The 21,393-nt window shown below is 75.6% G+C and carries 21 protein-coding genes; 8 read left to right on the top strand and 13 right to left on the bottom strand.

Annotated features, from left to right (window positions below):
- Positions 1-116: 116 nt before the first annotated feature.
- Together ACZ6Y7_RS06575 and ACZ6Y7_RS06570 are read right to left on the bottom strand one after the other, a co-directional pair.
- On the bottom strand, positions 117-572 hold the full coding sequence (locus ACZ6Y7_RS06575) for a hypothetical protein (RefSeq protein WP_465756714.1): 456 nt from the start codon (positions 570-572) through the stop codon (positions 117-119).
- 204 nt (positions 573-776) lie between these two features.
- Entirely contained in the window at positions 777-914 is a 138-nt protein-coding gene (locus tag ACZ6Y7_RS06570) for a hypothetical protein (protein WP_465756713.1), read from the bottom strand.
- 340 nt (positions 915-1,254) lie between these two features.
- Here ACZ6Y7_RS06570 and ACZ6Y7_RS06565 point away from each other — a divergent pair, with 340 nt between their 5' ends.
- The gene (locus ACZ6Y7_RS06565; RefSeq protein WP_465756712.1) at positions 1,255-3,819 is read left to right on the top strand and encodes a cytochrome P450; all 2,565 of its coding nucleotides are present in this window, start codon (positions 1,255-1,257) and stop codon (positions 3,817-3,819) included.
- A gap of 96 nt (positions 3,820-3,915) precedes the next feature.
- Here ACZ6Y7_RS06565 and ACZ6Y7_RS06560 read toward each other — a convergent pair whose 3' ends face one another.
- The 6 genes from ACZ6Y7_RS06560 to pdxR form a co-directional block, all read right to left on the bottom strand.
- A complete protein-coding gene (locus ACZ6Y7_RS06560; protein WP_402212557.1) occupies positions 3,916-4,047 on the bottom strand; it encodes a DUF6126 family protein in 132 nt (43 codons plus the stop codon).
- A 109-nt stretch (positions 4,048-4,156) separates the two neighbouring features.
- Positions 4,157-4,501 carry an ArsR/SmtB family transcription factor gene (locus tag ACZ6Y7_RS06555; RefSeq protein WP_465756711.1) on the bottom strand — a complete coding sequence of 115 codons (345 nt, stop codon included), beginning with the start codon at positions 4,499-4,501 and terminating at the stop codon, positions 4,157-4,159.
- A gap of 239 nt (positions 4,502-4,740) precedes the next feature.
- Positions 4,741-5,226, bottom strand: a complete 486-nt coding sequence (locus tag ACZ6Y7_RS06550) for a hypothetical protein (protein ID WP_465756710.1) — start codon at positions 5,224-5,226, stop codon at positions 4,741-4,743.
- Positions 5,227-5,683: 457 nt separating this feature from the next.
- On the bottom strand, positions 5,684-6,832 hold the full coding sequence (locus ACZ6Y7_RS06545; protein ID WP_465756709.1) for a glycoside hydrolase family 3 N-terminal domain-containing protein: 1,149 nt from the start codon (positions 6,830-6,832) through the stop codon (positions 5,684-5,686).
- Positions 6,833-7,382: 550 nt separating this feature from the next.
- Positions 7,383-8,039, bottom strand: a complete 657-nt coding sequence (locus ACZ6Y7_RS06540; RefSeq protein ID WP_465756708.1) for a hypothetical protein — start codon at positions 8,037-8,039, stop codon at positions 7,383-7,385.
- 170 nt (positions 8,040-8,209) lie between these two features.
- The gene (gene pdxR, locus ACZ6Y7_RS06535; RefSeq protein ID WP_465756707.1) at positions 8,210-9,703 is read right to left on the bottom strand and encodes a MocR-like pyridoxine biosynthesis transcription factor PdxR; all 1,494 of its coding nucleotides are present in this window, start codon (positions 9,701-9,703) and stop codon (positions 8,210-8,212) included.
- Positions 9,704-9,731: 28 nt separating this feature from the next.
- Between pdxR and ACZ6Y7_RS06530 the strand changes: the two genes are divergently transcribed.
- Positions 9,732-10,691 carry a methyltransferase domain-containing protein gene (locus ACZ6Y7_RS06530; RefSeq protein WP_465756706.1) on the top strand — a complete coding sequence of 320 codons (960 nt, stop codon included), beginning with the start codon at positions 9,732-9,734 and terminating at the stop codon, positions 10,689-10,691.
- A gap of 185 nt (positions 10,692-10,876) precedes the next feature.
- Here the strand turns inward: ACZ6Y7_RS06530 and ACZ6Y7_RS06525 are convergent, their stop codons facing one another.
- Positions 10,877-11,338 (bottom strand): hypothetical protein, encoded by a 462-nt coding sequence (locus tag ACZ6Y7_RS06525; protein ID WP_465756705.1) that lies wholly within the window; start codon positions 11,336-11,338, stop codon positions 10,877-10,879.
- A gap of 9 nt (positions 11,339-11,347) precedes the next feature.
- Complete coding sequence (locus tag ACZ6Y7_RS06520) at positions 11,348-12,172, bottom strand: DUF4389 domain-containing protein (RefSeq protein WP_465756704.1); 825 nt, start codon at positions 12,170-12,172, stop codon at positions 11,348-11,350.
- A 288-nt stretch (positions 12,173-12,460) separates the two neighbouring features.
- On the opposite strand from ACZ6Y7_RS06520, the gene ACZ6Y7_RS06515 reads away from it, so the two are divergent.
- Complete coding sequence (locus ACZ6Y7_RS06515; RefSeq protein ID WP_465756703.1) at positions 12,461-13,426, top strand: molybdopterin-dependent oxidoreductase; 966 nt, start codon at positions 12,461-12,463, stop codon at positions 13,424-13,426.
- A 91-nt stretch (positions 13,427-13,517) separates the two neighbouring features.
- On the opposite strand, the gene ACZ6Y7_RS06510 is transcribed toward ACZ6Y7_RS06515, so the two are convergent.
- Positions 13,518-14,015, bottom strand: coding sequence for a MarR family winged helix-turn-helix transcriptional regulator (locus tag ACZ6Y7_RS06510; RefSeq protein ID WP_465756702.1), 498 nt, complete (start codon positions 14,013-14,015; stop codon positions 13,518-13,520).
- Between the two features lie 110 nt (positions 14,016-14,125).
- On the opposite strand from ACZ6Y7_RS06510, the gene ACZ6Y7_RS06505 reads away from it, so the two are divergent.
- The 3 genes from ACZ6Y7_RS06505 to ACZ6Y7_RS06495 all read left to right on the top strand — a co-directional run bounded on the left by ACZ6Y7_RS06505 (position 14,126) and on the right by ACZ6Y7_RS06495 (position 17,547).
- Entirely contained in the window at positions 14,126-15,046 is a 921-nt protein-coding gene (locus tag ACZ6Y7_RS06505) for an EamA family transporter (RefSeq protein WP_465756701.1), read from the top strand.
- Between the two features lie 117 nt (positions 15,047-15,163).
- Positions 15,164-15,805, top strand: a complete 642-nt coding sequence (locus ACZ6Y7_RS06500) for an NAD(P)-dependent oxidoreductase (protein ID WP_465756700.1) — start codon at positions 15,164-15,166, stop codon at positions 15,803-15,805.
- A gap of 155 nt (positions 15,806-15,960) precedes the next feature.
- Positions 15,961-17,547, top strand: a complete 1,587-nt coding sequence (locus tag ACZ6Y7_RS06495; protein ID WP_465756699.1) for an alpha/beta hydrolase — start codon at positions 15,961-15,963, stop codon at positions 17,545-17,547.
- Between the two features lie 134 nt (positions 17,548-17,681).
- Here ACZ6Y7_RS06495 and ACZ6Y7_RS06490 read toward each other — a convergent pair whose 3' ends face one another.
- Together ACZ6Y7_RS06490 and ACZ6Y7_RS06485 are read right to left on the bottom strand one after the other, a co-directional pair.
- Positions 17,682-18,026 (bottom strand): hypothetical protein, encoded by a 345-nt coding sequence (locus ACZ6Y7_RS06490; RefSeq protein WP_465756698.1) that lies wholly within the window; start codon positions 18,024-18,026, stop codon positions 17,682-17,684.
- A gap of 17 nt (positions 18,027-18,043) precedes the next feature.
- Positions 18,044-18,454, bottom strand: a complete 411-nt coding sequence (locus ACZ6Y7_RS06485; protein WP_465756697.1) for a hypothetical protein — start codon at positions 18,452-18,454, stop codon at positions 18,044-18,046.
- A gap of 543 nt (positions 18,455-18,997) precedes the next feature.
- Here ACZ6Y7_RS06485 and ACZ6Y7_RS06480 point away from each other — a divergent pair.
- Both ACZ6Y7_RS06480 and ACZ6Y7_RS06475 read left to right on the top strand, forming a co-directional pair.
- Positions 18,998-20,428, top strand: a complete 1,431-nt coding sequence (locus tag ACZ6Y7_RS06480) for a lytic transglycosylase domain-containing protein (protein ID WP_465756696.1) — start codon at positions 18,998-19,000, stop codon at positions 20,426-20,428.
- 210 nt (positions 20,429-20,638) lie between these two features.
- The coding region (locus tag ACZ6Y7_RS06475; RefSeq protein WP_465756695.1) for a TIGR03619 family F420-dependent LLM class oxidoreductase at positions 20,639-21,393 on the top strand (755 nt) is incomplete at its 3' end.

The raw sequence follows: 21,393 nt of genomic DNA, 5'->3' as shown, positions 1-21,393 counted from the left end.
GACCCGGGGAGGGGCGCTGACCAGTGCCCTGACCAGGCGATTTTCCGCCCCGGACATGCCAGCGACACCTGTCAGACGACAGCCGGCCGCCCGCCCGTCGGTCTCCCGCCCGACGTTCAGGCGGCGGCCCCCACCGTCCCCACGGCCCCCACCGCCTCGACGGCCGGGCGCCGTGCCACCTCGACGGCGTCGCAGCCGCCGTGCAGCCGGGCCAGCGCGCCCACCAGGGCGGCGCGGTCCCCGGCGAGCCAGAGCCGCAGGGCGGCGGAGAGCGCGGCGCTGGCCGGGCCCGCCGCCGGACCGCCGGTCCTGGCGAGCAGCTCGCCGAGCAACGGCAGCAGGTCCGCGACCGGGGCGGGCAGCCACAGGGTGAGGGCGAAGGGCGCGGGCCGGGCCAGGACGCGCAGCAGCGGCAGGACGGAGGAGTCGTCGTGCAGCGCGGGGATGACCTCCAGCAGACCGTCCACCGCCACGTCGGACACGTCGCCGCCGTGCCCGCGGGCGAGTTCGCGCAGCAGCGCGCGCTCGGCGGCGGTGATCCGGACGGTCAGCATGACCTCGTCGCAGTCCATGGTCCCGGCTCCCTGTCGTGGAGTTCGTGGAGTACTGGGGTTCGCGGAGTACTGGGGTTCGCGCGGCACTGGATTTCGTGGAGTACTGGAGCTCGTGGTGCACGCGCGGTGCTGTGGAGTACCCGTGCGCGGTCGTGTGGTCGCCGTGTCAGTTCAGTGCCGACAGGGTTCCTGCCCCGATCCGGCCGCCCGACACCGGTCCGATCAAGCCGTCATGGCCGTCATGGCGGCGGTAGAGCACCCGGATGCGGTCGCCGCCGGGGTCGGCGCCCGCGACGTCGGCGGTTCGCGGCGGATCTCCACCCGGACGTCGAGCGCGGGCCGGTGGCGCACACGGGTCATCGGGTTCCTCCTTCTCCGCCACCATGCTGGCCCTCGCGCGGCCGCGCGGCGAGGGTCCAAAGACCCTGCGGCGGGGCCCTGTCCCGGACCCTTCGGCCCCCGGCATCCGCGCAGGTCAGCCCGGACGTCCGGGCGGGCGCGGAAGGGGCGGCGGGATCGGCCGTTGGAGTGATCCGCGCGCGTTCGACGCAACGCCCGTGGGACCGGCGCGTTTGCCATGGCGTGCGCCCTACAGCGGGGGTGCGCGCGGGGCCGCGTTGGCCGGCCCCCCGCCTCACGGCCGGCCCGCTGACGCCCTCCCGGCACCGCCCGCGCCGGCCCCTCTGTGAGAGGTAGTGTCATGACCCTGCGGACCGAGACCCCGAAACGGATCGTCCCGCCGAGAACCGCGCCGCGCCCGTCCCCCCTGGTCCGGGCCGCCGTCCCCCCGATCGCCCCCGGGGCGGTCCCCGGCCTCGGGCACGCCGCCGCCCTGCTCCGCGACCCGCTCGGCTTCCTCGGCTCCCTGGCCCGCCACGGCGGTGTCGTCCGCATCCGGCTCGGACCGCGCACCGTCTGCGTCGTCACCGACGCCCGGCTGGTCCACACCCTGCTCGTCGCGCTCGCCCACGACTGTCCGCGCGGCGCCGTCCAGGACACCCTGAAGACCGCCTTCGGCGACGGCCTGCTGATGTCCGAGGGCCAGGCCCACCGCGACCGCCGCAGGATCATCCAGCCCGCCTTCGGTCCGGACCGGATGGGCGCGTACCTCGCCGTGATGCACCAGGTCACCGAGGAGCGGGCCGGACGCTGGCGCCCCGGCCAAGTCCTGGACGTCGCCAAGGAGATGAACCACCTCGCACTGGAGATCGTCACCCGCTCCCTGTTCGACGCCAGGCTCAGCGAGGACGCCACCCTCGCCTTCCACCGCGCGCTGCCGGACCTGGTGAAGGGCCAGATCGTCCAGTCGCTCTACCCCACCCCGGTGCTCGCCCGGCTGCCACTGCCCGTCAACCGCCGCTTCGCCGCCGCCGTACGGGCGCTCAACCGGGTCGTCGACCAGGCCGTCAACGGCCCCACCGCGGCGGCCGGCCCCGCCAGGAACACGGATCCCGCCGACGGCCGGAGCACCCTGCCCGCCCTGCTGCGGGCCGCGACCGACCCGGCGACCGGCCGTCCGCTCACCGAGGCCGACGTCCGGTCCGAGGCGATCACGATGTTCGGCGCGGGCACCGAGACCGTCTCCACCACGCTGACCTGGCTGCTCGACGAACTGCTGCGCCACCCCGAGGTGGAGGCCCGCCTCCTCGCCGAACTCGACGAGCACCTGCCCGCCGGCACCGTTCCCACCCCCGAGGCGCTGGCCCGGCTCCACTACACCCGCAGCGTCACCCAGGAGGTGGTGCGACTGCACGCACCCAACGCCTTCCTGATGCGCACCGCCCGGGTGCCGGTCGAGCTCGGGCCGTACCGGATCCCGGCCGGCACCGAGCTGCTCTACAGCCTGACGGCCCTGCACCGCGACCCGGTGCGCTACCCCGACCCGCTCGCCTTCCGCCCCGAGCGCTGGCGGGACGGCGGCGGCGCGGGGCGCCCGTCCTTCCTGCCGTTCGGGGCGGGCAAGCACAAGTGCATCGGGGAGGCCTTCGCCTGGGCGGAGCTGACGGTCGCGGCCGCCGCGATCCTGCGCCGCTGGCGGCCGGTGGCCGTGCCGGGGGCCCGGGCCCGGGAGGTGGTCTGGACGACGGTCCAGGCGCAGGGGCTGCGCGTCCGGCTGGCGCCGCGCGAGCAGCGTCCGACCGGCGAGCAGCGGACGCCCGGCGGGGACCAGGCGCCCGCCGACCGGCGGACACCGCGCGGAACCGGTGCCGCGCCGTCGTCCGACGAGCCCGCCGTCCCCGCCGGCTGTCCGTTAACCGCCGCCCCCGAGCCCCTCCCGCCGCGGGCCCTCCGGTCGCGGGCCCTCGCCGAACGGCCCCTCGCGGAACTCCCCCTCGCGGTGCGACCGCTCCCACCCCGCCCGCGCGGCGAGCTGCGCACCGCCGCGGACCGGCACGCCGACTGGGTGCTGCGCCACGGCCTGCTCGCCCCGGCCGAACTCCCCGGCTACCAGGCGTACGCCCTGCACGAGCTGATCGGCCACGCCTTCCCGCGCACCCGCGGCGCCGAACTCGACCTCCTGGTGGACGTGCTGGGGTGGTTCACCGTCCTGGACGACCGCTTCGACGGCAGCCCCGGCCGTCGCCCGGCCGAGGCGCACGCCCTGGTCGACCCGCTGATCGCCGTCCTCGACGGCACCGACGCCCGACCGCCGCACGGACGACTGCTGGACGCCTGGCGGGAGTTGTGGGAGCGCCAGTGCGCCGCCATGTCCCCCGCCTGGCGCGCCCGGGCCGCCCGGGAGTGGCGCGCGTGCCTGGCCACCTTCCCCGCCGAGGCCCACCACCGCGCCCACGGCACCGTCCCCGCCCTCGGCCTGGCCGAGACCATGCGGCTGCGCCGGCACGGCAGCTGCCTCTACCCGTTCATGAACATACTGGAACGGGTCCACGGCGCCGACGCCCCCGCCGCCCTGCACGCGGAGCCCGCCCTGCACCGGCTGCGCGCCAACACCGCCGACGCCGCGACCCTGATCAACGACCTCTACTCGCTGGAGCGGGAGGAACGGCAGAGCGCCGCCGCCTTCAACACCGTGCTGACCCTGCAGCGGGCCCGCGGCTGCACCCGCAGCCGTGCCGTGCGCGCCGTACGGGACCGGGTGATGCGTCTGCGGCGGGAGAACGAGGCCCTGCGCCGCGACCTCGGGCGCCGCCACCCGGCGGGGCGGTGGTACCTGGACGGCACCCGGGAACTCGTGGCCGGCGTGCAGGCGTGGACCAGCACCAGCGACCGCTACCAGGTGCCGGACGGGGGACGGCCGCGCTGACCGGACGGCCGCGCCGAGACCGGGGCGAGCGGGGGTTCCGCCGGGCAGGGCCTCGGCCCGACGGGGCAGGCGCCGAGCGGGGCCGGCGCCGACGCGCTACTTCCGGCCGCCGAGCGCGAACAGCAGCAGGACGAAGCCGGCGAACAGGTGGGTGGCGAAGATGTAGATGCCCGCACGGATCAGCATCGCCTTGCGGCGCTTCTTCTCCTCGCTGGTGCTGTCGCTCATGGCGGGTGGTTCTCCTCGGTTCGTACGGCCCGGCCGTGCAGCCTGTCCGTTCAGCCCGGCCGTTCAGCCGGATCGGGCGTCCGGACGGGGCGTCCGGAGCGGGTGCGGTTCAGCGGGGCTGCCGGACGCCGGCCGCGCGCAGCTCGGTGAGCAGCACGCCCTGGTCGGTGATCAGCTCGGTCAGGATCCGGCGTGCCGCGCGCAGCAGTTCGGCGACGTCCGGGGTGCTGAGCGCGTACACCACCGTGTTGCCCTCCCGGGTGGCCGTGACCAGCTGGGTGCGGCGAAGCACCGCGAGCTGCTGGGAGAGGTTGGACGGTTCGACCTCGATCTCCGCCAGCAGTTCGCGCACCGGACGGGGTCCGTCCTGGAGCAGTTCCAGCACGCGGATCCGCACGGGGTGCCCGAGGGTGCGGAAGAACTCCGCCTTGGCCTGGTACAGCGGGACCGGCATCGTCCGCGCGCCTCCCTCGGTTCCGGTTCGGTGGTCATCCCGGCCGGGCGGGGTCCGTGCGCCGCGGCCGGTAGGCATCATCGCGACAGATGAAGATTTCTTCAAGTCGTCACAGCGCGCCGGCTCCCCGCCCCACCCGGAAGGTGACCCGGCTCACAGTCGGAGCCTGGCCGGGACACGCCGAAGCCGAGCCCGGGAGGCTGCCAACTCCCGGGCTCGGCGGCCACCGTGACGAGCCGTCAGCAGACTACCGGCACATCGACCGTGACCGGGGCCGGTCCCCGCCAGACCGCCTCGACCGAGAAGGATGCGTGCACGGTCGAACCGCACGGCGCGTGCACGGTGCCCCCGTCGACCCGCACGGTGCTGACCTGGAACACGGTGCGGCCGTTCACCGCGCCGAGCGTGCCACCCCCGACGACCTCGGCCGACAGGCGGGTGAGCAGCTCCTCCGGCGCCGGCGGCCACGGAGTGCCCGGCGACGGCGGACCGGCCAGCCCGATCTGCCCGTACAGCACGACGCTGTCACCGGTGACGTCGGCGCAGACCTTGGTGGACAGCCCCGCCTGCAGGCCGGACCACCCGCAGGTGGTGACGGCGGCGGCAGTCGACTGGGCAGCGGCAGTCGGCTGGGCGGCGGCGAACGCCGGCACGGGCGCGGCGAGCAGTGCGGCGGCACCGGCGGCACCGGCGACACCGGCCGCGATGCTGGCGATGCGGTTCATGGCTCCTCCTCGGAGGGCTTGAGGACGGTCAAGGACAGGTGGCGTGGCACATATGACATTTCACAGGCCCACGACAGAGACTGTGCCATGCGATTCCCATGGCGCGAGCCGCTTTTGCCCATTGAACCGATGCCGCGACCGAAATCTGACCTTCGATGGCGCGATCTCCCTCGCCCAGTCGAACCCGCGCACCCCTCCGGGCGACGGCCACGTTGCCCCCGGATGAACCGCCTGCGCACCACGGCCGCGGCCGTCATCGCCGACCTCGCCCCGCTCGCCGCCGGCACCGACCGCCGCCTCGCCTGCCTCCCTCGACTGCCTCGACGCCGAAGCCCTCCCCCGCGACATCGACGGCGCCCGCGCCCACGCCCGCGACGCCCGCGCCATCGACCCCGCAGCCCGCTCCGGCCCCGAGCGACCAGGGGGTGGGCGGTGCCGCCGGTCAGGGTGGGCGGGGTCAGCCGAGGGAGGCGCGCAGGGCGTCGACGCGCGCGACGGCGGCGAGGAAGGCGTCCCGGCCGAGGCGTCCGGAGTCGAGGGCGGCGGCCAGGGCCTCGGCGGCGTCCTCGGCCTGCCGCGGGTCACGGGCGGAGCAGAGCAGCAGGTCCATGCCGGCCCCCGCGGCGGCCACCGCGCGGGAGCCGGTGCCTCCGTACGGGGCGAGGGCGCCGGCCTCCATGGCGTCGGTGACGGTCACGCCGCCGAACTTGAGCCGGCCGCGGAGTTCGCCCTGGATGATCGTGGGCGACAGTCCGGCCGGGCGCTCGGGGTCGAGGGCCGGGTACACCGCCCAGGAGGCCATCACCAGCCGGACGCCGGCCGCGATGGCGGACCGGTAGGGCGTTTCGTCCCGGGCGCGGAGCTGTTCCAGCGGGACGGTGAGGGTGACCGGGCGCTCGTCGGTGTTCTCCTCGCGGGCCGCGGTGCCGAGACCGGGGAAGTGCTTGGCCGTCGCCGCCACGCCGAGCACCTGCTGGGCGGCGAGGAAGGCACTGCCCAACCGGGCCACCGTGTCCGGGTCCTGGCTGTAGGAACGCTCGTGGTGGTCGATGAAGTTGTCCGGCGTGGCGTAGACGTCGAGCACCGGGGCGAGGTTGACGTTCAGCCCGGCGTCGGTGAGGTTCCGGGCGGCGCCGCTGCCCGAGGACAGTGCGGCGTTCACCGGGTCCGCGGCCGATCCGGTGCGGCGGGCGGAGAGTTCCGGCGCCCCGGGCAGCCGCCGGACCATGCCGCCCTCCTGGTCGGTCATCAGCAGCAGCGGGCGCGGGTTCGGCGCCTCGGCGGCGGCCTGCTTCAAGGCGGCCACCGCCTCGGCGAGTTGCTCCGGGCCCGTGATGTTCTCGCCGAACAGGATCACCCCCGCCGCGCGGCCCTCCCGGATCGTCCGCAGGACCCCGGGAGGAGGCGTCGGACCCGCGTACGAGAGCACGATCCGCCGTCCGGCGAGCGTGCGGGACTGCTCGTGCTCCAGGGCGGCCATGGCGGCGGTCCTCTCGGGGTGCGCGTTGCGCGATGCGGACGCCGCCCCGATCGAGGCGGGCCCGAGCGCGGCCCCCAGGACCGCCAGCACCGCACCGAACCGGACGACTCGCCGGAGCCGGGCCATCACGCCTCCTGGGTCGACAGCGGGTCTACGGCCCGTCAGCGTACCCGGGAGCACGGCCGCCGGCCCTTCCCCGCGCCGGAGCCTTCCGGGATCCCGACCGACCGTGCACCGCGCGGGACGAGGGTTGCGTGGGTCGAACCCTCCTCCGGCCCGCCTTCCGGGCGGACGTCAGGAGCCTGACGACCGACCCTGAGTGGTCGGATGGTCGAGCGACCGGAGCTGCAGATCGTGCCCCCTGGCCTCACGCCCCGCCGGGGTGCGGGTCCACGGGGAAGGGCGAGGACGTCGTGGCCCCGGGGCGTCGGATCGGACGGCCGAGCTGCCGAATCCGCAGGACGGCGGAGCCGCGCCGGCGACGGCTCGGCGTGCCGAACCCGCCACCGGTGACTGCTGCCGCCGCCTCTCCGCGACCGCCACCGTGCAGCGTCCTCGGAACGCCGTCCGCGGGCCGGACCGTGAGCTGCCCGACGGCGCCCCGCCAAGCTCGCTCGCATCGCGGCCCCCTGGTGGCACGGCGCCGGGCGGCGCCGGGTAGCGGTCGACTCGGCGCTCATCCGCGCCGGAGCTGTGCTGGGAGGACGAGGTCGGGCAGGCCCTGCGGCTTGCCCTCCCGGTCCACGGCGGTGTCGTCGGGGTAGTGGGCGCACTCCGTCCCGGCATGGATGTCGAGGTAGCCCTTGTCGTACCAGACGGACACGGCCGCGGTGAGGCCGCCGGGGCCCGGGGCCGGCGGCGTCAGGTGGAGGCCGGCGCGGCCGGATCCGGTGGAGTCGGCGACCACCCAGCCCTGCCCGGTCAGCGTCCGCTGCGCCCGGAGGAGCGCCGTCTGCCCCTGGGAGTCGGTGAGCCCCGCGACGGTGAAGCCCGCGTGGATCCTGGCGGTGCGGAGCGCGGGCGGAGCGGAGGCGTCGAGACCGTCCAGGACATGGGCGAGCCCGCGGCGGTGGCAGTCGTAGACGTCCGCCTCGATGTCGGCGGTGGACCTCGCGTCGAGCACCGCGGTCGGCGGCAGGCCGAGGGCGTCGAAGACGGTCAGGGCGCGATCGTTCAGGTGCTTCGCCGTGGCGGACGGGTCGGCTGTCGGGAAGGGTTCGCCCTCCCACTCCTTCGTCCAGGCGCGGCCGAACGCCATCGCACTCGTCGCCAGGACCACCGACAGCGCCAGGGCGACCGACAGCGCCAGGCCGGTGACCAGCGGGGCGGCCATGCGACGCGGACCGGCAGGACGCGGATCGGCAGGACGCGTGCCGGCAGGACGCGGATCGGCAGTGCGGGAAACGTTCTCCATGCCCGGCATCGTGCCCGGTGGCGGCCGGTCGGCGCATGAGTAGCCGTCCCCTCCTCGTCTGAGTACCCGTACCCGACGCGGCAGCGGGCTCACCCCGCGCGGCGGACCAGGTCGCCCAGGACCGCGATGCCTTCGGCGAGGTCGGACGGCGAGAGCGCCGCGTAGCCGACCACCAGTCCGGGTGGGTACGGGAGGCGGGCGTGCCAGGAGAGGGGCTGGACCTTGACGCCCCGGGCCAGCGCCGCGGTGGCCAACTCGGTGTCGGTGCAGCCGAGTCGCTCCGGCAGCGTGAGCATCAGGTGGAGGCCTGCCGCCGCGCCGTGGACGGTGGCCCCGGGGAGGTGGGCGCGGATCGCGGCGATCACGGCGTCCCGGCGGCGGCGGTGGCGGCGGCGCAGCAGCCGTAGGTGCCGGTCGAGTTCGCCGGACTCCATCAGGCGGGCGAGGACGAGCTGGGGCAGCGCCGGGTTGCCGAGGTCGGCGAAGCGTTTGGCGTCGAGGACGGCGTCCCGGAGGCGGTCGGGGACGAGCAGCCAGCCGGTGCGCAGGGCGGGGGCGAGCAGTTTGGAGATGCTGCCCGCGTAGCAGACCCGATCCGGCAGGACGGCCCGCAGCGCCGGGACGGGCGGACGGTCGTAGCGGTGCTCGGCGTCGTAGTCGTCCTCGATGACCAGACCGCCCTCCGCCGCCCAGCGCAGCAGCTCGCGCCGGCGGTCGCCGCCGAGGACGACGCCGGTCGGGTACTGGTGGGCGGGGGTGAGCAGGACGGCCCGGGCGCCGGTGGCGCGCAGGGCGTCGACCCGGATGCCCTCGGCGTCCACCGGGACGGGCGGGGTGGCGGCGAGCCAGTGGGCGAGGTGCTGACGGGCGCCGAGCGAGCCCGGGTCCTCGACCGCGACCTCCGTGATGCCCGCCCGGTCGAGGGCGCGGCCGAGCAGGGCGAGGGCCTGGGCCGTGCCGGCGACGATCAGCACCTCCTCGGGGTCGGCGCGGATGCCCCGGTTGCGGGCGAGCCAGTGGGCGACGGCCCGGCGCAGGTCCGGGGTGCCGCGGACGTCCCCGTAGCCGAGGTCCTGCGCGGCGAGGCCGTCGAGGACGGCGCGTTCGGCGCGCAGCCAGGCGGTGCGGGGGAAGGCGGCGAGGTCGGGGACGCCGGGGGTGAGGTCGATCCGGGCGGGGGTGGCGCGCAGGAGGTCGAACACCTCGGGGTCCGGGTCGTCCCGGAAGAGGGCGGGCGCCGCCTGCGGTGCGCGGGGCGACCGGGGGGCGGGGGTGGCGGCGGGGACCGGGGTGGCGACGACGACCGTGCCGCCGCGGCCCTGCCCGGAGACCTGGCCCTCCTCGGCCAGGCGCCGGTAGGCGTCGGTCACCACTCCTCGGGAGACGCCGAGTTCGGCCGCCAGGACCCGGCTGGCGGGCAGTCGGCTGCCGGTCGTCAGGCGCCCGTCGGCGACGGCTTCGCGCAGCCGGCGGGCGAGCCAGTCGGTGAGTCCGCCGGGCGGGGCGTCGGCGGTGTCGAGCTGGAGGAAGTCGGCACCGGCCTCTTTGGACCGGTCGGATGCGGCGGCTTTGGACCTGTTCACCGGACCATAGTGGCGCGAGGGTGGGGCCATGACCACGGAAACGGCACTCGCCGGGAACACCGACCACGGCCGCGGCCGCGCCGGCGACCACGACCGCACTGACGACCAGGACCGTATTGACGACCAGGACCGCATGGACGAACCGAGCCACGCTGACGACCGGGACCGGTTTCACGAGTACGTCCACGACTACGTCCACGGATACTCGGACACCGAGGCGCGGCGCCTCGGCGACCAGGCCGACACCCTCGCCGGGCTGCTGCACGCGGACACCGTGTTCCCGGCGGGCAGCCGGGTGCTGGAGGCGGGCTGCGGGGTGGGGGCGCAGACGGTGCACCTGCTGGCCAACAGCCCGGGGGTCGTGCTGACCGCCGTGGACCTCTCGGCCGGGTCGCTGGCGCAGGCCCGCGCCCGGGTGGCGGCGCAGGCGCCGGCCGCGAACGTCTCCTGGCACCACGGCGACCTGCACCGCCTGCCGTTCCCGGACGACGCGTTCGACCACGTCTTCCTCTGCTTCGTGCTGGAACACCTGCCCGATCCGGCGGCCGCGCTGGCCGCTCTGCGCCGGGTACTGCGGCCGGGCGGGACGATCACGGTGATCGAGGGCGACCACGGCTCGGCCTTCTTCCACCCGGAGAGCCCGGCCGCCCGCCGGACGATCGACCACCTGGTCCGGCTCCAGGCCGACGGCGGCGGCGACGGGCTGCTCGGCCGCCGTCTGTACCCGCTGCTGACGGCGGCCGGCTTCGCGGAGGTGGACGTCCGTCCACGGACGGTCTACGCCGACGGCGGCCGTCCGGCGCTGACGGAGGGCTTCACCCGGCGGACCTTCGTCGCGATGGTCGAGGCCGTCCGGGCGGAGGCGCTGGCCGCCGGGCTCACCACACCGGCGGCCTTCGACCGGGGCATCACGGAGCTGCGTCGCGCGGCCGAGCCGGGCGGGACGTTCCACTACACCTTCTTCAAGGCGGTGGCGGTCGAGCCGTGAGCCGCAGTCACCCGGACGGGCCATGAGCCGGGCTCATGCACGGGGTCATGAACGAAGCTCATGGGCCTGGGCCATGAGAGGAGCTCATCGGTGCGTGCGCCCATGAGAAGCGCTCATGGCGTCGGCCCATGAGACGAGCTCATGCCCGCACCCCATGAGAGAAGCTCATGAGCCGCCGGTGGCGCCTACCGTCCCAGCTGGTCGGCGAGGGCCTCGATGGTGCGCCGACGCGGGGTGAGGGCCGCCACCGCCGAACCGTCCGCGAAGTGCAGCCGGAAGCGGGCCATCGCCTGCGTCCTCGGGCGGCGTTCGATCCGTGCGACCAGGTGGCGCGGTACGTGCCAGAGCACCTCGCCGGCCTTCCGGATGTCACGCGCGGAGACGAAGGCGACCCGCCGGTCGGTGACCATGAGCAGCTTGTGGAGCGCCGCGCCCTCACCGGTGGGGAAGCCGTGGGCCAGGCTGCCCGCCGCCCCCGACACCGCGCCCATCCGCCCCAGCTTGTTGCCGAGCCGGGCGCCCAGCCCGTCCCCCAGTCCCTCGGCTCCGGCGACCGGGTAGACGGTGGCCACGTCCAGCAGCCGTTCCCCGGGCGCCAGGAGGGGTGCCAAAGCCCCGCGGTAACGGTGCACCAGCTTGTCGGTCATCCGATCAGACTAGCGAAGTCCGTCCTGCCGGATCAGCGGGCCCGGCACGAGGGGCGCGACGACGCGTTGGGTCGGGTTGGTGGTGTCGCCGTCGTCGTCCGAGTTCACCGTGGCGGTGACGGAACTCGTCGCCCAGGAGGCCAGGCCCAGGATGACGAAGGCGACGAGCAGGCCGCGACCGGCACCGCTGAGGACCAGCGGGCGGGTGGCCGACACCGGGCCGTCCGGTTCGCTGCCCGGCTCGTCGCCGAACAGGCGCTTGGGGTAGGCCGAGGAGAGCATCACCAGGTAGGCGGTGTACCGCATCCGGTAGCGCAGGATGGCGGTCGTCGCCTCATACAGCGCCTGCGGCATCCGGCCGAGGACGAGCACCACGAGCCAGAGCACGAAGGACACCGCCCACCACCCGGCGTTCACCAGGCCCTGCACGATCGAGGCCGGGATGACGAGGACGATGCGGAACAGGACGGCGAGCCGGTTCAACTCGCCGGGCTCCAGTCCGACCTGCACCGGGTACTCGGGGGCCCGGAACCGGAACGGCGGATAGCGGTCCACCGTGAGCATCAGGTACGCGGTGACGCGGGTCTCGTACGGCACGTACCCGGCCAGGTAGTCCGCGACGAAACCGGGCAGCCGGCCGAGCACCAGCGCACCGAACCAGCCGATGACGGTGGCGAAGAACGCCACCACCGACAGCACCCACACCACCACGAACTGAGGGATCAGCAGCAGGGCGCGCAGCAGCACCGTCCAGCGGTTCTGCGGGCCGGGCGCCGGCATGTCCAGCACCGGGAGCCACTCACGGCTGACGGGGGCGGGGGGTGCCTGCCACATCCGGGGCCTCCACGGTCTCGCGACGACGCGTCCCCGGCGGTCGGGCACGGCCGGGTGCCCTCCGAAGATCGCAGCACCCCACCCGGCCCGCGCGCCGCGCTACGCCGACCGGGTCACCCGCCACGTGCCCCGCGCCGGTCGCCGGGGCGCCCGATGCCGGCCGCAGCCCCGGGCCCGGCCCCGGCCCCGGCCGCAGCTCCCTTCCCCGGGCCCCGGCCCGCGCGATGTCAGGTGCTCCTTGTACCGTCGACCGCACGCAACGCACAGATCGACACGGGGGAATGACCGATGATCAGGACCGACCCGCCGACACCCGACCTTTTCCGCACCCCGGTCGAGGACGTGTTCATCCGCAACCACCTCGGTCCGCACCCGCGGCTCGATCCGGCGAGCTGGTCGCTCACCGTCGAGGGCCTGGTGGAGCGGCCGCTGCGGCTGGACTTCCCGACCCTCCGGGGCCTGCCGCAGACCCGCTTCACCGCCGTCCACGAGTGCTTCGGCAACCCGCTGCACCCCACCGTGCCGACCCGGGCGGTCACCAATCTGGAGTGGGCCGGCGTCCCGCTCGCCGCCGTGCTGGAGCTCGCCCGCCCGCGCCCGGAGGCCCGGCACGTCTGGCTGGAGGGCGCCGATGCGGGCGACTTCGCGGGTGAGAGCGGCGTGCGCTACCTCAAGGACCTGCCCCTGGACGAGGCGGCCGCCGAGGTGGTCCTCGCGCACGGCATGAACGGCGAACCGCTGCGCCCGGACCACGGCTACCCGCTGCGGGCGGTGGCACCCCGGATGTTCGGCACCAATTCGGTCAAGTGGCTGACCCGGATCGTGCTGGCCGCCGAGCGCCCCGACCACCTCTTCACCACGCGCCTCTACACCCGCGTCCTGCCCGGCGAGAGCGAGGCCCGGCCGGTGCGCGAGAAGGACGTCAACAGCAAGCTGCTCGCCCCGGGCGACGGGTGCTCCGTCCCGGCCGGGACCCTCGAACTGGCCGGGTACGCCTGGAGTTCCACCGAGGTGACGTCCGTCGAGGTCGCCGTGGACGACGCCGGCTGGCAGCCCGCCGCGCTGGACCGGCGCGGGCCGGACCCGGCCTGGCAGCGCTTCCGGCTGCGCTACGACCTCGCCCCTGGCCCGCACCGCATCCGCTGCCGGGCCACCGACTCCGCCGGGCGCGTCCAGCCGCTCGGCGGCGACCGGAACGCCGTCCACGAGATCCACGTCGTCGCCGAGCCGAGTACCCGGCCGGCGGACCGCTGACCGGTGGGGACGGCTGCCTCGGAGACCTGGACGCGGACAGATCGACGAGGCAGCCGGGGGACGCCGGGTGCCGGCGGGCGGAGCTTCGCCGCTAGCCCTCGCCGTCCCCGAGGGCGGCGAGCAGGGTTCGCATCGCGTCGACCAGGGCCGCGGTCCGGGCGTCGTCCAGCCCGGCGAGGAGTTCGGCCTCAGTGGCGAGGTGGTCGGGCAGGGCGCGCTCGATGAGGGCGTGGCCCTCGGGGGTGAGGGCGACCTCCCGGCTGCGGCCGTCCTGGTCGCTGCGCGTCCGGGTGACCAGGCCCCGGGCTTCCAGCCGGTCGAGGCGCTGGGTGATGGCGCCGGAGGTGACCATGGCGGACTGCATCAGTCCGGTGGGGGTGAGGCGGTAGGGCGGGCCGCTGCGCTTCAGGGTCGCGAGGACGTCGAAGGAGGCGGCGTCCAGACCGTGCTCGGCGAAGGTGCGGTTGAGCGCCGCGTCCACCAAGCGGTAGAGGCGCTTGAGCCGGCCGAACACCTCCATCGGGGAGACGTCCAGGTCGGGCCGCTCGACGGCCCACTGCGCGACGACGCGGTCCACATGATCTGTCACCGCTCCAGGGTAGGCGATTCCGACTGGGTTCCTTAGCGGTGAGGTAACTGTGAGCCACGCCACCTCGGATGCGGACGGAAATTACCTTAGCGCTGAGCTACATTGGCTTAGTGCTAAGACATCGCCTCGCCATCGTGCTGGTGACGGCCCTCGCCCCCGCCATCTGGGGGACGACCTACCTCGTCACCACCGAACTGCTCCCGCCGCACCGTCCGCTGCTCGCCGCCGTCATCCGCTGCCTGCCCGCCGGTCTGCTGCTGATCGCCCTCACCCGCCGCCTGCCGCAGGCCGGTTGGTGGTGGCGCTCGCTCGTCCTCGGCGCCCTCAACATCGGGGCCTTCCAGGCCCTGCTCTTCACCGCCGCCTACCGCCTCCCCGGCGGCATCGCGGCCACCGTCGGCGCCGTCGGGCCGTTGATCACCGCCGGCCTCTCGGCGGCCGTCCTCGGCGACCGGCTCACCCTGCGCACGGTGCTGTCCGGCATCGCGGGCGTCGCGGGCGTCAGCCTGCTGGTCCTGCGGGCCGACGCGCGGCTGGACGCCGTCGGGGTTGCCGCCGCGCTCGGCGGCGCGGTGGTCATGGCCGCCGGCGTCGTCCTCTCCAAGCGCTGGGCCTCCCCGGCCCCGCTGCTCGCCACCACCGGCTGGCAACTCACCGCCGGCGGACTGCTGCTGCTCCCGGTCACCCTGCTCGCCGAGGGCGCGCCGCCGACCCACTACAGCGCCGCCAACCTGCTCGGTTACGCCTACCTGTGCCTGATCGGCGCGGCCTTCACCTACGCGCTGTGGTTCCGCGGGATCCAGGCGCTGACGCCGACCTCGGTCTCCTTCCTCGCCCTGCTCAGCCCCGTGGTCGCCACCGGGATCGGCTGGCTGGCCCTCGGCCAGGACCTCAGCCCGCTGCAGGCGCTCGGCGCGCTGGTCGTGCTCGGTTCGCTCGTCGTCGCCCAGACCCGACGACCGGGCGCCGCCGGGCCGTCGGCACCGCCGGCCCGCCCGGCCACCGCACCTCCGGTGCGCGAGCCCGCCTGACCCGGCCGCCTGGATCCCGATCCCGTACCGCCCTGCCCCGCACACCCTCCATCGCCGCTTCCGCCCTCCATCGCCCCTCTCACCCCTCTTCGCCCCTCTCACCCCAGGAGAACTCGCATGCGCATCACCGTGTTCGGCGCCACCGGCACCGTCGGCCGCCGGGTCGTGGCCGAGGCCCTCGCCCGCGGCCACGAGGTCACCGCCGTCGTCCGGGACCGGGCCAAACCGCACGACCTGCCCTCCGACCTCGCCGTGACCGTCGGCGACGCCCGCAACGCCGAGGACGTCGCCCGGATAGCCGCCGGGCAGGACGTGCTGATCACCGCGACCCGTCCGGCGCCCGGCAGCGAGCACGAACTGGCCGTCGCCACCAAGGGCCTGCTGGCCGGAGTCGCCGGGACGGGCACACGACTGCTGGCCGTCGGCGGCGCGGGCAGCCTCACCGTCCCGGGCACCGGCGGAGCCACCCTGGTGGAAAACCCCGACTTCCCCGCCGCGATCCGCCCGATCGCGCTGGCCTGCAACGAGCAGCTCGCGCACTACCGCGCGGCCGGCCCCGACGTCGACTGGACGTACCTGAGCCCGGCAGCCCTGCTCGAACCGGGCCTGCGCACCGGCCGGTTCCGGCTCGGCCGCGACGAACTGCTGGTCGACGCCGACGGCCGCTCGGCGATCTCCATGGAGGACCTCGCCGTCGCCCTCCTGGACGAGGTCGAGACGCCCACCCACCGCCGTACCCGGTTCACCGCCGGGTACTGACCGGCGGCGGCCCCGAGCGGGGGGGCGGGGCCGCCGCCGACCGTCGCCGCCCGGACGCTGCACCCCGCGCCCGGGCGGAGGTGCACCCAGCACCACCCCGAAGACTGTCGCGTACGTGATCGATCGTCAGGACCGGGCCCGGCAGGATCGATCCCGTGACCACCACCCGGACTCCCGCCACCACCCACACCGGCACCAGCGCCCCGGCCACCACCACGCCCCGGGGCCGGCGTACCGCGCTCGCCGTGGCCGCCGCCGTCCTGGCCTGCCTGGCCCTGCCCACGACCGCCCGCGCCGACACCGCCCGCGACCCGGGCGACGCCACCCCGGCACCCGGCCGCTACACCCACCAGACCCTCGACTGGCAACCCTGCGCCGACCGGCCCGCCCTGGACTGCGCCACCATGGCCGCCCCGCGCGACTGGCACCACCCCGGCGTCGGCGCCGACCTGACCATCGCCGTCTCCCGGCACCGCGCCACCGACCCGGCCCGGCGCAAGGGCACGCTGCTGATGGCGGCCGGCGGCCCCGGCGCCTCAGGCCTGCTGCGCCCCGCCGGACTGGCCGAGGCGGCCCCGGCCGTCGGCGCTGCGTACGACATCGTGGGCTTCGACCAGCGCGGAGTCGGCGCGAGCACCAAGGCCGTGTGCCAGACTCCGGAGGAGTTCCGGGACTTCCTAGCCGGCGACTACCGCGACCAGTCGCCCGCCGCGATCGACCGCGTGATCGCCAACTCCGAGAAGCTGGCCGCCGGTTGCCAGGAGCGCAGCGGCGACCTGATCCCCTATCTGAACACCGAGCAGACCACCCACGACATCGACCTGTTCCGCTCCCTGCTCGGCGAGCGCAAGCTGAGCTACTTCGGCCCGTCCTACGCCTCGATGATCGGCGCCTACTACGGGGCGCTCTTCCCGCACCGGGTCGAACGGATGGTGCTGGACAGCAACATCGGCTTCGAGGGCACCTGGGAGAACTTCCAGCTGGGCCAGCCGATGAGCTTCCAGCGCCGCTTCGACGAGGACTTCGTGCCCTGGCTCGCGGCCCGGGACGCCACCTACCACTGGGGCTCGACCCCGGAGCAGGTCCGGGCGCACTGGGAGCAGCGGCGCGCCGTGCTGCACGACGCCCCCATCGTCGAGGGCGCACTGACGATCGGCCCCAACCAGCTGGACGACGTGGCGATCTCGGCGATCTACTCGGCGGCCCACTTCCCCGACCTCGCCCGGCTGTTGACCGTCCTCGACTCCTGGCAGACCGCCGACGCCGCCACCAGGACGGCGGCCGCGAAGACGTTCAACAGCTACCTGAGCCCGGAGTTCCTCGCCGAGTACTTCTCGGTGACCTGCTCCGACACCCCGTGGACCAGGGACCTGGCCACCTGGGTCCGGCGCGGCGCCGAGAACACCGCCCGCCTGCCGCTGGTCGGCGCCCGGACGCTGGCCTTCGGCGCGGTCTGCGCCGCCTGGCCGGTCGCCCCGGCACCCACGGTGAAGGTCACCGGCGCCCACCTGCCGCCCACGCTGATGCTCAACTCGGTGCACGACCCGGCGACCTACTACGAAGCGGCGCTCGGCGCCCACCGCGCCCTGCGCGGCTCCAGGCTGGTGACCGTCACCGGGAACGGCGACCACGGCCAGTACCCCGGGCCCAACTCCTGCGTCACCGACGTGGTCGAGCGGTACCTGCTGGACGACCGGGCACCGGCGCATGACCTCACCTGCGCCTCTCCGCAGGCGAGTTGACGGCTCCAGCCCGACTCCCGGCCCCGCTCCGGCATGGGCCCCGGCCTCCGGTCGGCCCCGGGCCCCGGGGCCCGGGCCGGGGGCTCCGTCAGGTCCGGGCCGGGGGCTCCGTCAGGTCCGGGCCCGGAGCTCGGTCAGGTCCGGGCCCGGGGCCGCAGCCTGGCCCGGAGCCAGGCGAGACCGACGCCCACCGCGGCGAAGCCGCCGACGGCCAGCTTGATGCCGAGCTTGGCGACGAGCCAGCCGATCCCCGGGACGCTCCAGCCCAGCCAGTGGAACACGGCCAGCAGCACCGCCGCCCCGCAGAGCGCGGCCAGGACGGCGGCCGCGACGGCGGCGCCCCGCGAGAGCTCCTTCGGGTCGCCGCCCCCGACACCGTCCGTCGCCCCGGCGCCGCCTCCGACACCGTCCGTCGCCCCGGCGCCGGCCGCGCCGACCGTACCGTCCTCCACCACGTCGTTCGTACCCCCCTCATCCATGGGGCGATGATACGGCCTCAGCGGTGGGCGTGGTGGGTGTCTCCGAGGTGCTCCCCGGTCTCGTCGTCGGGGAAGCTGACGGCCATGGTGACGCGGTACTCGTGGACGTCCTCACGGTGTCCCGGTACCCGCGCCCAGGCCAGGGAGTGCACCTCGGCCTCCGGAGCCTGCCGGCACCAGGCGGCCGCCTCCTCCAGGGCGCGGGCGGCCGACAGTCCGGTGCACACCACGGCGGTGTACGCGGCGACCGCGACGTCCCCGCCGGTGCGGCAGCCGCGCGACACCGCCCGGACGGCGGCGGCGGCCTGGGTCAGGTCACGCGCCAGGTCGTCCACGACCCGAGGTGGCGCCGGCAGGACGACCGCTCCCTCGGCGACGGTCTCCGGCAGGTTCGGGCTCACGGTCTGGACCTCCATCCGCATCGTCACGCGGCACAGCATGCCGGGCGGCGATTCCTGGCATGCCCACTTTCACCGGAACGTCACCCGTCCAGGGGCGAGTTGGGGACGCACCCTGGCGCGCGGGGGCCCGTCCTGCTAGGGCGTGCCGACCGCACCCCGGAGGTTCCGGCAGGTCAGGCGGTCCGGCCGCGGGCGCCGCCGGGGAGCCCGAAACGCCGCGCCCGTACCACCCTCGTGCTCCGAACCGCCCGCGCGGGCCCGCGGGCGTCCGCCCCACCTCCGTCGGGGCCCTGGTCAACTCCCGGTAGCAGCAGGGGACATGCCGCCGCCCGGCGAGCCGGGGAACGCTCGGAGGACACCCGGGTTGCGACCTGGTCGCGTCCGGAGCCCCGCTGTCGTGCCGAATCAACCGCTCGGAGGGGTCCCGGCCGTCTCCAGGTCACCCCGTCCCTGTCAGATCGTCGTGATACTAATCGTCCGGTGGCGGCTCCCGTCCTCGGGTGGACGGGCACGATGACGACAGCTCAACCGTTCCGGGGTGGACCGGACGGCGACGGGGAGGGGAAGCGGATGACGGTGAGGTTCGGCAGCGCCCGAGGCGGGCGCAAGGTCCGGGTCGGCAAGCGGGTCACGGGCACGGCGGCGGCCCTCGCCGCGCTGGCCGCGCTGACCGGTTCCCAGGTGCCGGGCCTCGGGCTCGCGCCGGTCGCGGCCGCCGACACCGGGCCGGCCAACGGCACCGCCCAGGACGGCGGCCAGGGCACGGCCTCCTCCCCGTTCGGCACCCCCTCACCCGGTATACCCGGCACGGGAGTCCCGGCCGACGGTGGCGGTACCCTCCTGTTCCCGCAGCCGCCGGGCGCGCTGCCCGGCGCGCCCGCCGCCGGCCCGTTCGCCGCCACCGGCCCCGCGCTGCCCGCCACCGTGCTGGCCGCCTACCGCCAGGCCGAGACCTCGCTGGCGCAGCGCTCGCCGGGCTGCCACCTGCCCTGGCAGTTGCTGGCCGCCATCGGCCAGGTCGAGTCCGGCCAGGCCAACGGCGGCCAGGTGGACGCGGCGGGCACGACCCTCACCCCGATCCTCGGCCCGGCCCTGGACGGCAACGGCTTCGCCGCGATACCCGACACCGACGGCGGCCGCTACGACGGCGACTCCCGCTGGGACCGTGCCGTCGGCCCGATGCAGTTCATCCCGTCCACCTGGGCCTCCTGGGGCGTGGACGCCAACGGCGACGGCAAGGCCGACCCGAACAACGTCTTCGACGCCGCCGAGGCGGCCGGGCGCTACCTCTGCGCCGGCGGCCGCGACCTCGCCGACCCGGCCCAGCTCGACCGGGCGGTGCTCAGTTACAACAACTCGGGCGAGTACCTGCGGACGGTCCGCAACTGGATGGCCCACTACGGCAGCGGCACGGTGACCACCGTCCCGAACCGCGCCGGTTCCCCGACGCCGTCCTCCTCGCTGCCCTCGCCGTACCTCCCGACGGTCGGCGGCCCCACGACCGGCGGCGCGGCGGGCACCGGTACCGCGCCGGTTCCGACGCCGACCCCGACGCAGGAGCCCAGCACGCCGGTGACGCCGACCGGTTCGCCGTCCCCGACCGCGCCGCCGACGACGGACCCCAGCCCCACCACCACACCCACGCCCACGGGTTCGCCGTCGCCGACCGCGACGACCACCCCGACCGGCACGCCCAGCGGCACCCCGACCGCCACGCCCACCGGCACCCCGACCGGCACCCCCACGGCCTGCCCGGACCCGACGGCCACGCCCACCGGCACCCCGACCGGCTCGTCCACGGGCACGCCCACCCCGACGGGCTCCCCGTCGCCCACGGCCACGCCCACGGCCACGGCCACGCCCACCGGCACCCCGACGGCGACGCCGACCGGCACCCCCGGCTGCCCGACCCCGGCCCCGACCGCGACGGGCACCCCGAGCGCGGCGCCCAGCGCCACCCCCCACGCCTCGATGTCGCCCTCGGCGGCCCCGAAGAAGTGACCTGACCGGGGCGCGGTTCCGCACAGCGGAGCCGCGCCCCCGAAGAGCGCCCCGCACCCGCCGACGCACCGCAACCTGCCCCGCCCCGCCCCGCCCCGCCCCGCCCCGACGGAATGATCGTGGCCCGCACAGGAGTTGAGAACCCGTGGGCGGCCGGCCCGAGCGCCGACCGCCCCACCGGTTCACTCGCTCCCGTCGAAAGGCCCCGCCGTGCCCCGGCTCCGCATCGGTGTCTCGCTCCAGCCCGACCGCCCGTCGGACGACGGAGCCGGACTTCTCCGCGCCGCTCGGCGCGCCGAGGAGCTGGGCTTCGACCACGTCGCCGTCGGCAACCGCCTCCTGGAGAGCGGGCTCGGCCTCGACACCGACCCGTTCGTCCTGCTGGGCGCCGTCGCGGGCGCCACCACCCGGTTGCGGCTGGTGACCTCCGTGCTCGTCGCGCCGTACTACCCGGCGGCGGTGCTGGCCAACCAGGCGGCCACCCTCGACGTGGTGTCCGGCGGCCGGCTGGTCCTCGGCGTCGGCACCGGCTGGAACCCGGAGGAGTTCGCGGCCGTCGGCGTCCCCGTGCGCGAGCGCGGCACCCGTACCGACGACCACCTCGCCGCCGCCCGGGCGCTCTGGTCGTCCCGCCCCGCCGACTTCGACGGGCCGTTCACCACCCTGCGCGCGGCCCGGCTCGGCGTCCCCCCGGTCACCCCCGGCGGCCCTCCGGTCTGGATCGGCGGCCACAGTGACGCCGCACTGCGCCGGGCACTGCGCCACGGCGACGGCTGGTACGGAACCGGCGTGGACGTCGAGGAGCTCACCGCCGTACGGGACCGCCTGCACGCACTCGCCGACACCGAGGCCGAGCGGGCGCGAGGGGCGGAGCGGGCGCGAGGGGCGGAGCGGGCGCGAGGGGCGGAGCGGGCGCGAGGGGCGGAGCGGGCGCGAGGGGCGGAGCGGGCGCGAGGGGCGGAGCG

The sequence above is a fragment of the Kitasatospora sp. NPDC053308 genome (assembly GCF_055585785.1).
Note: the sequence above shows the minus strand (reverse complement) of the source record. Positions and strands in the feature narration are given on the sequence as shown.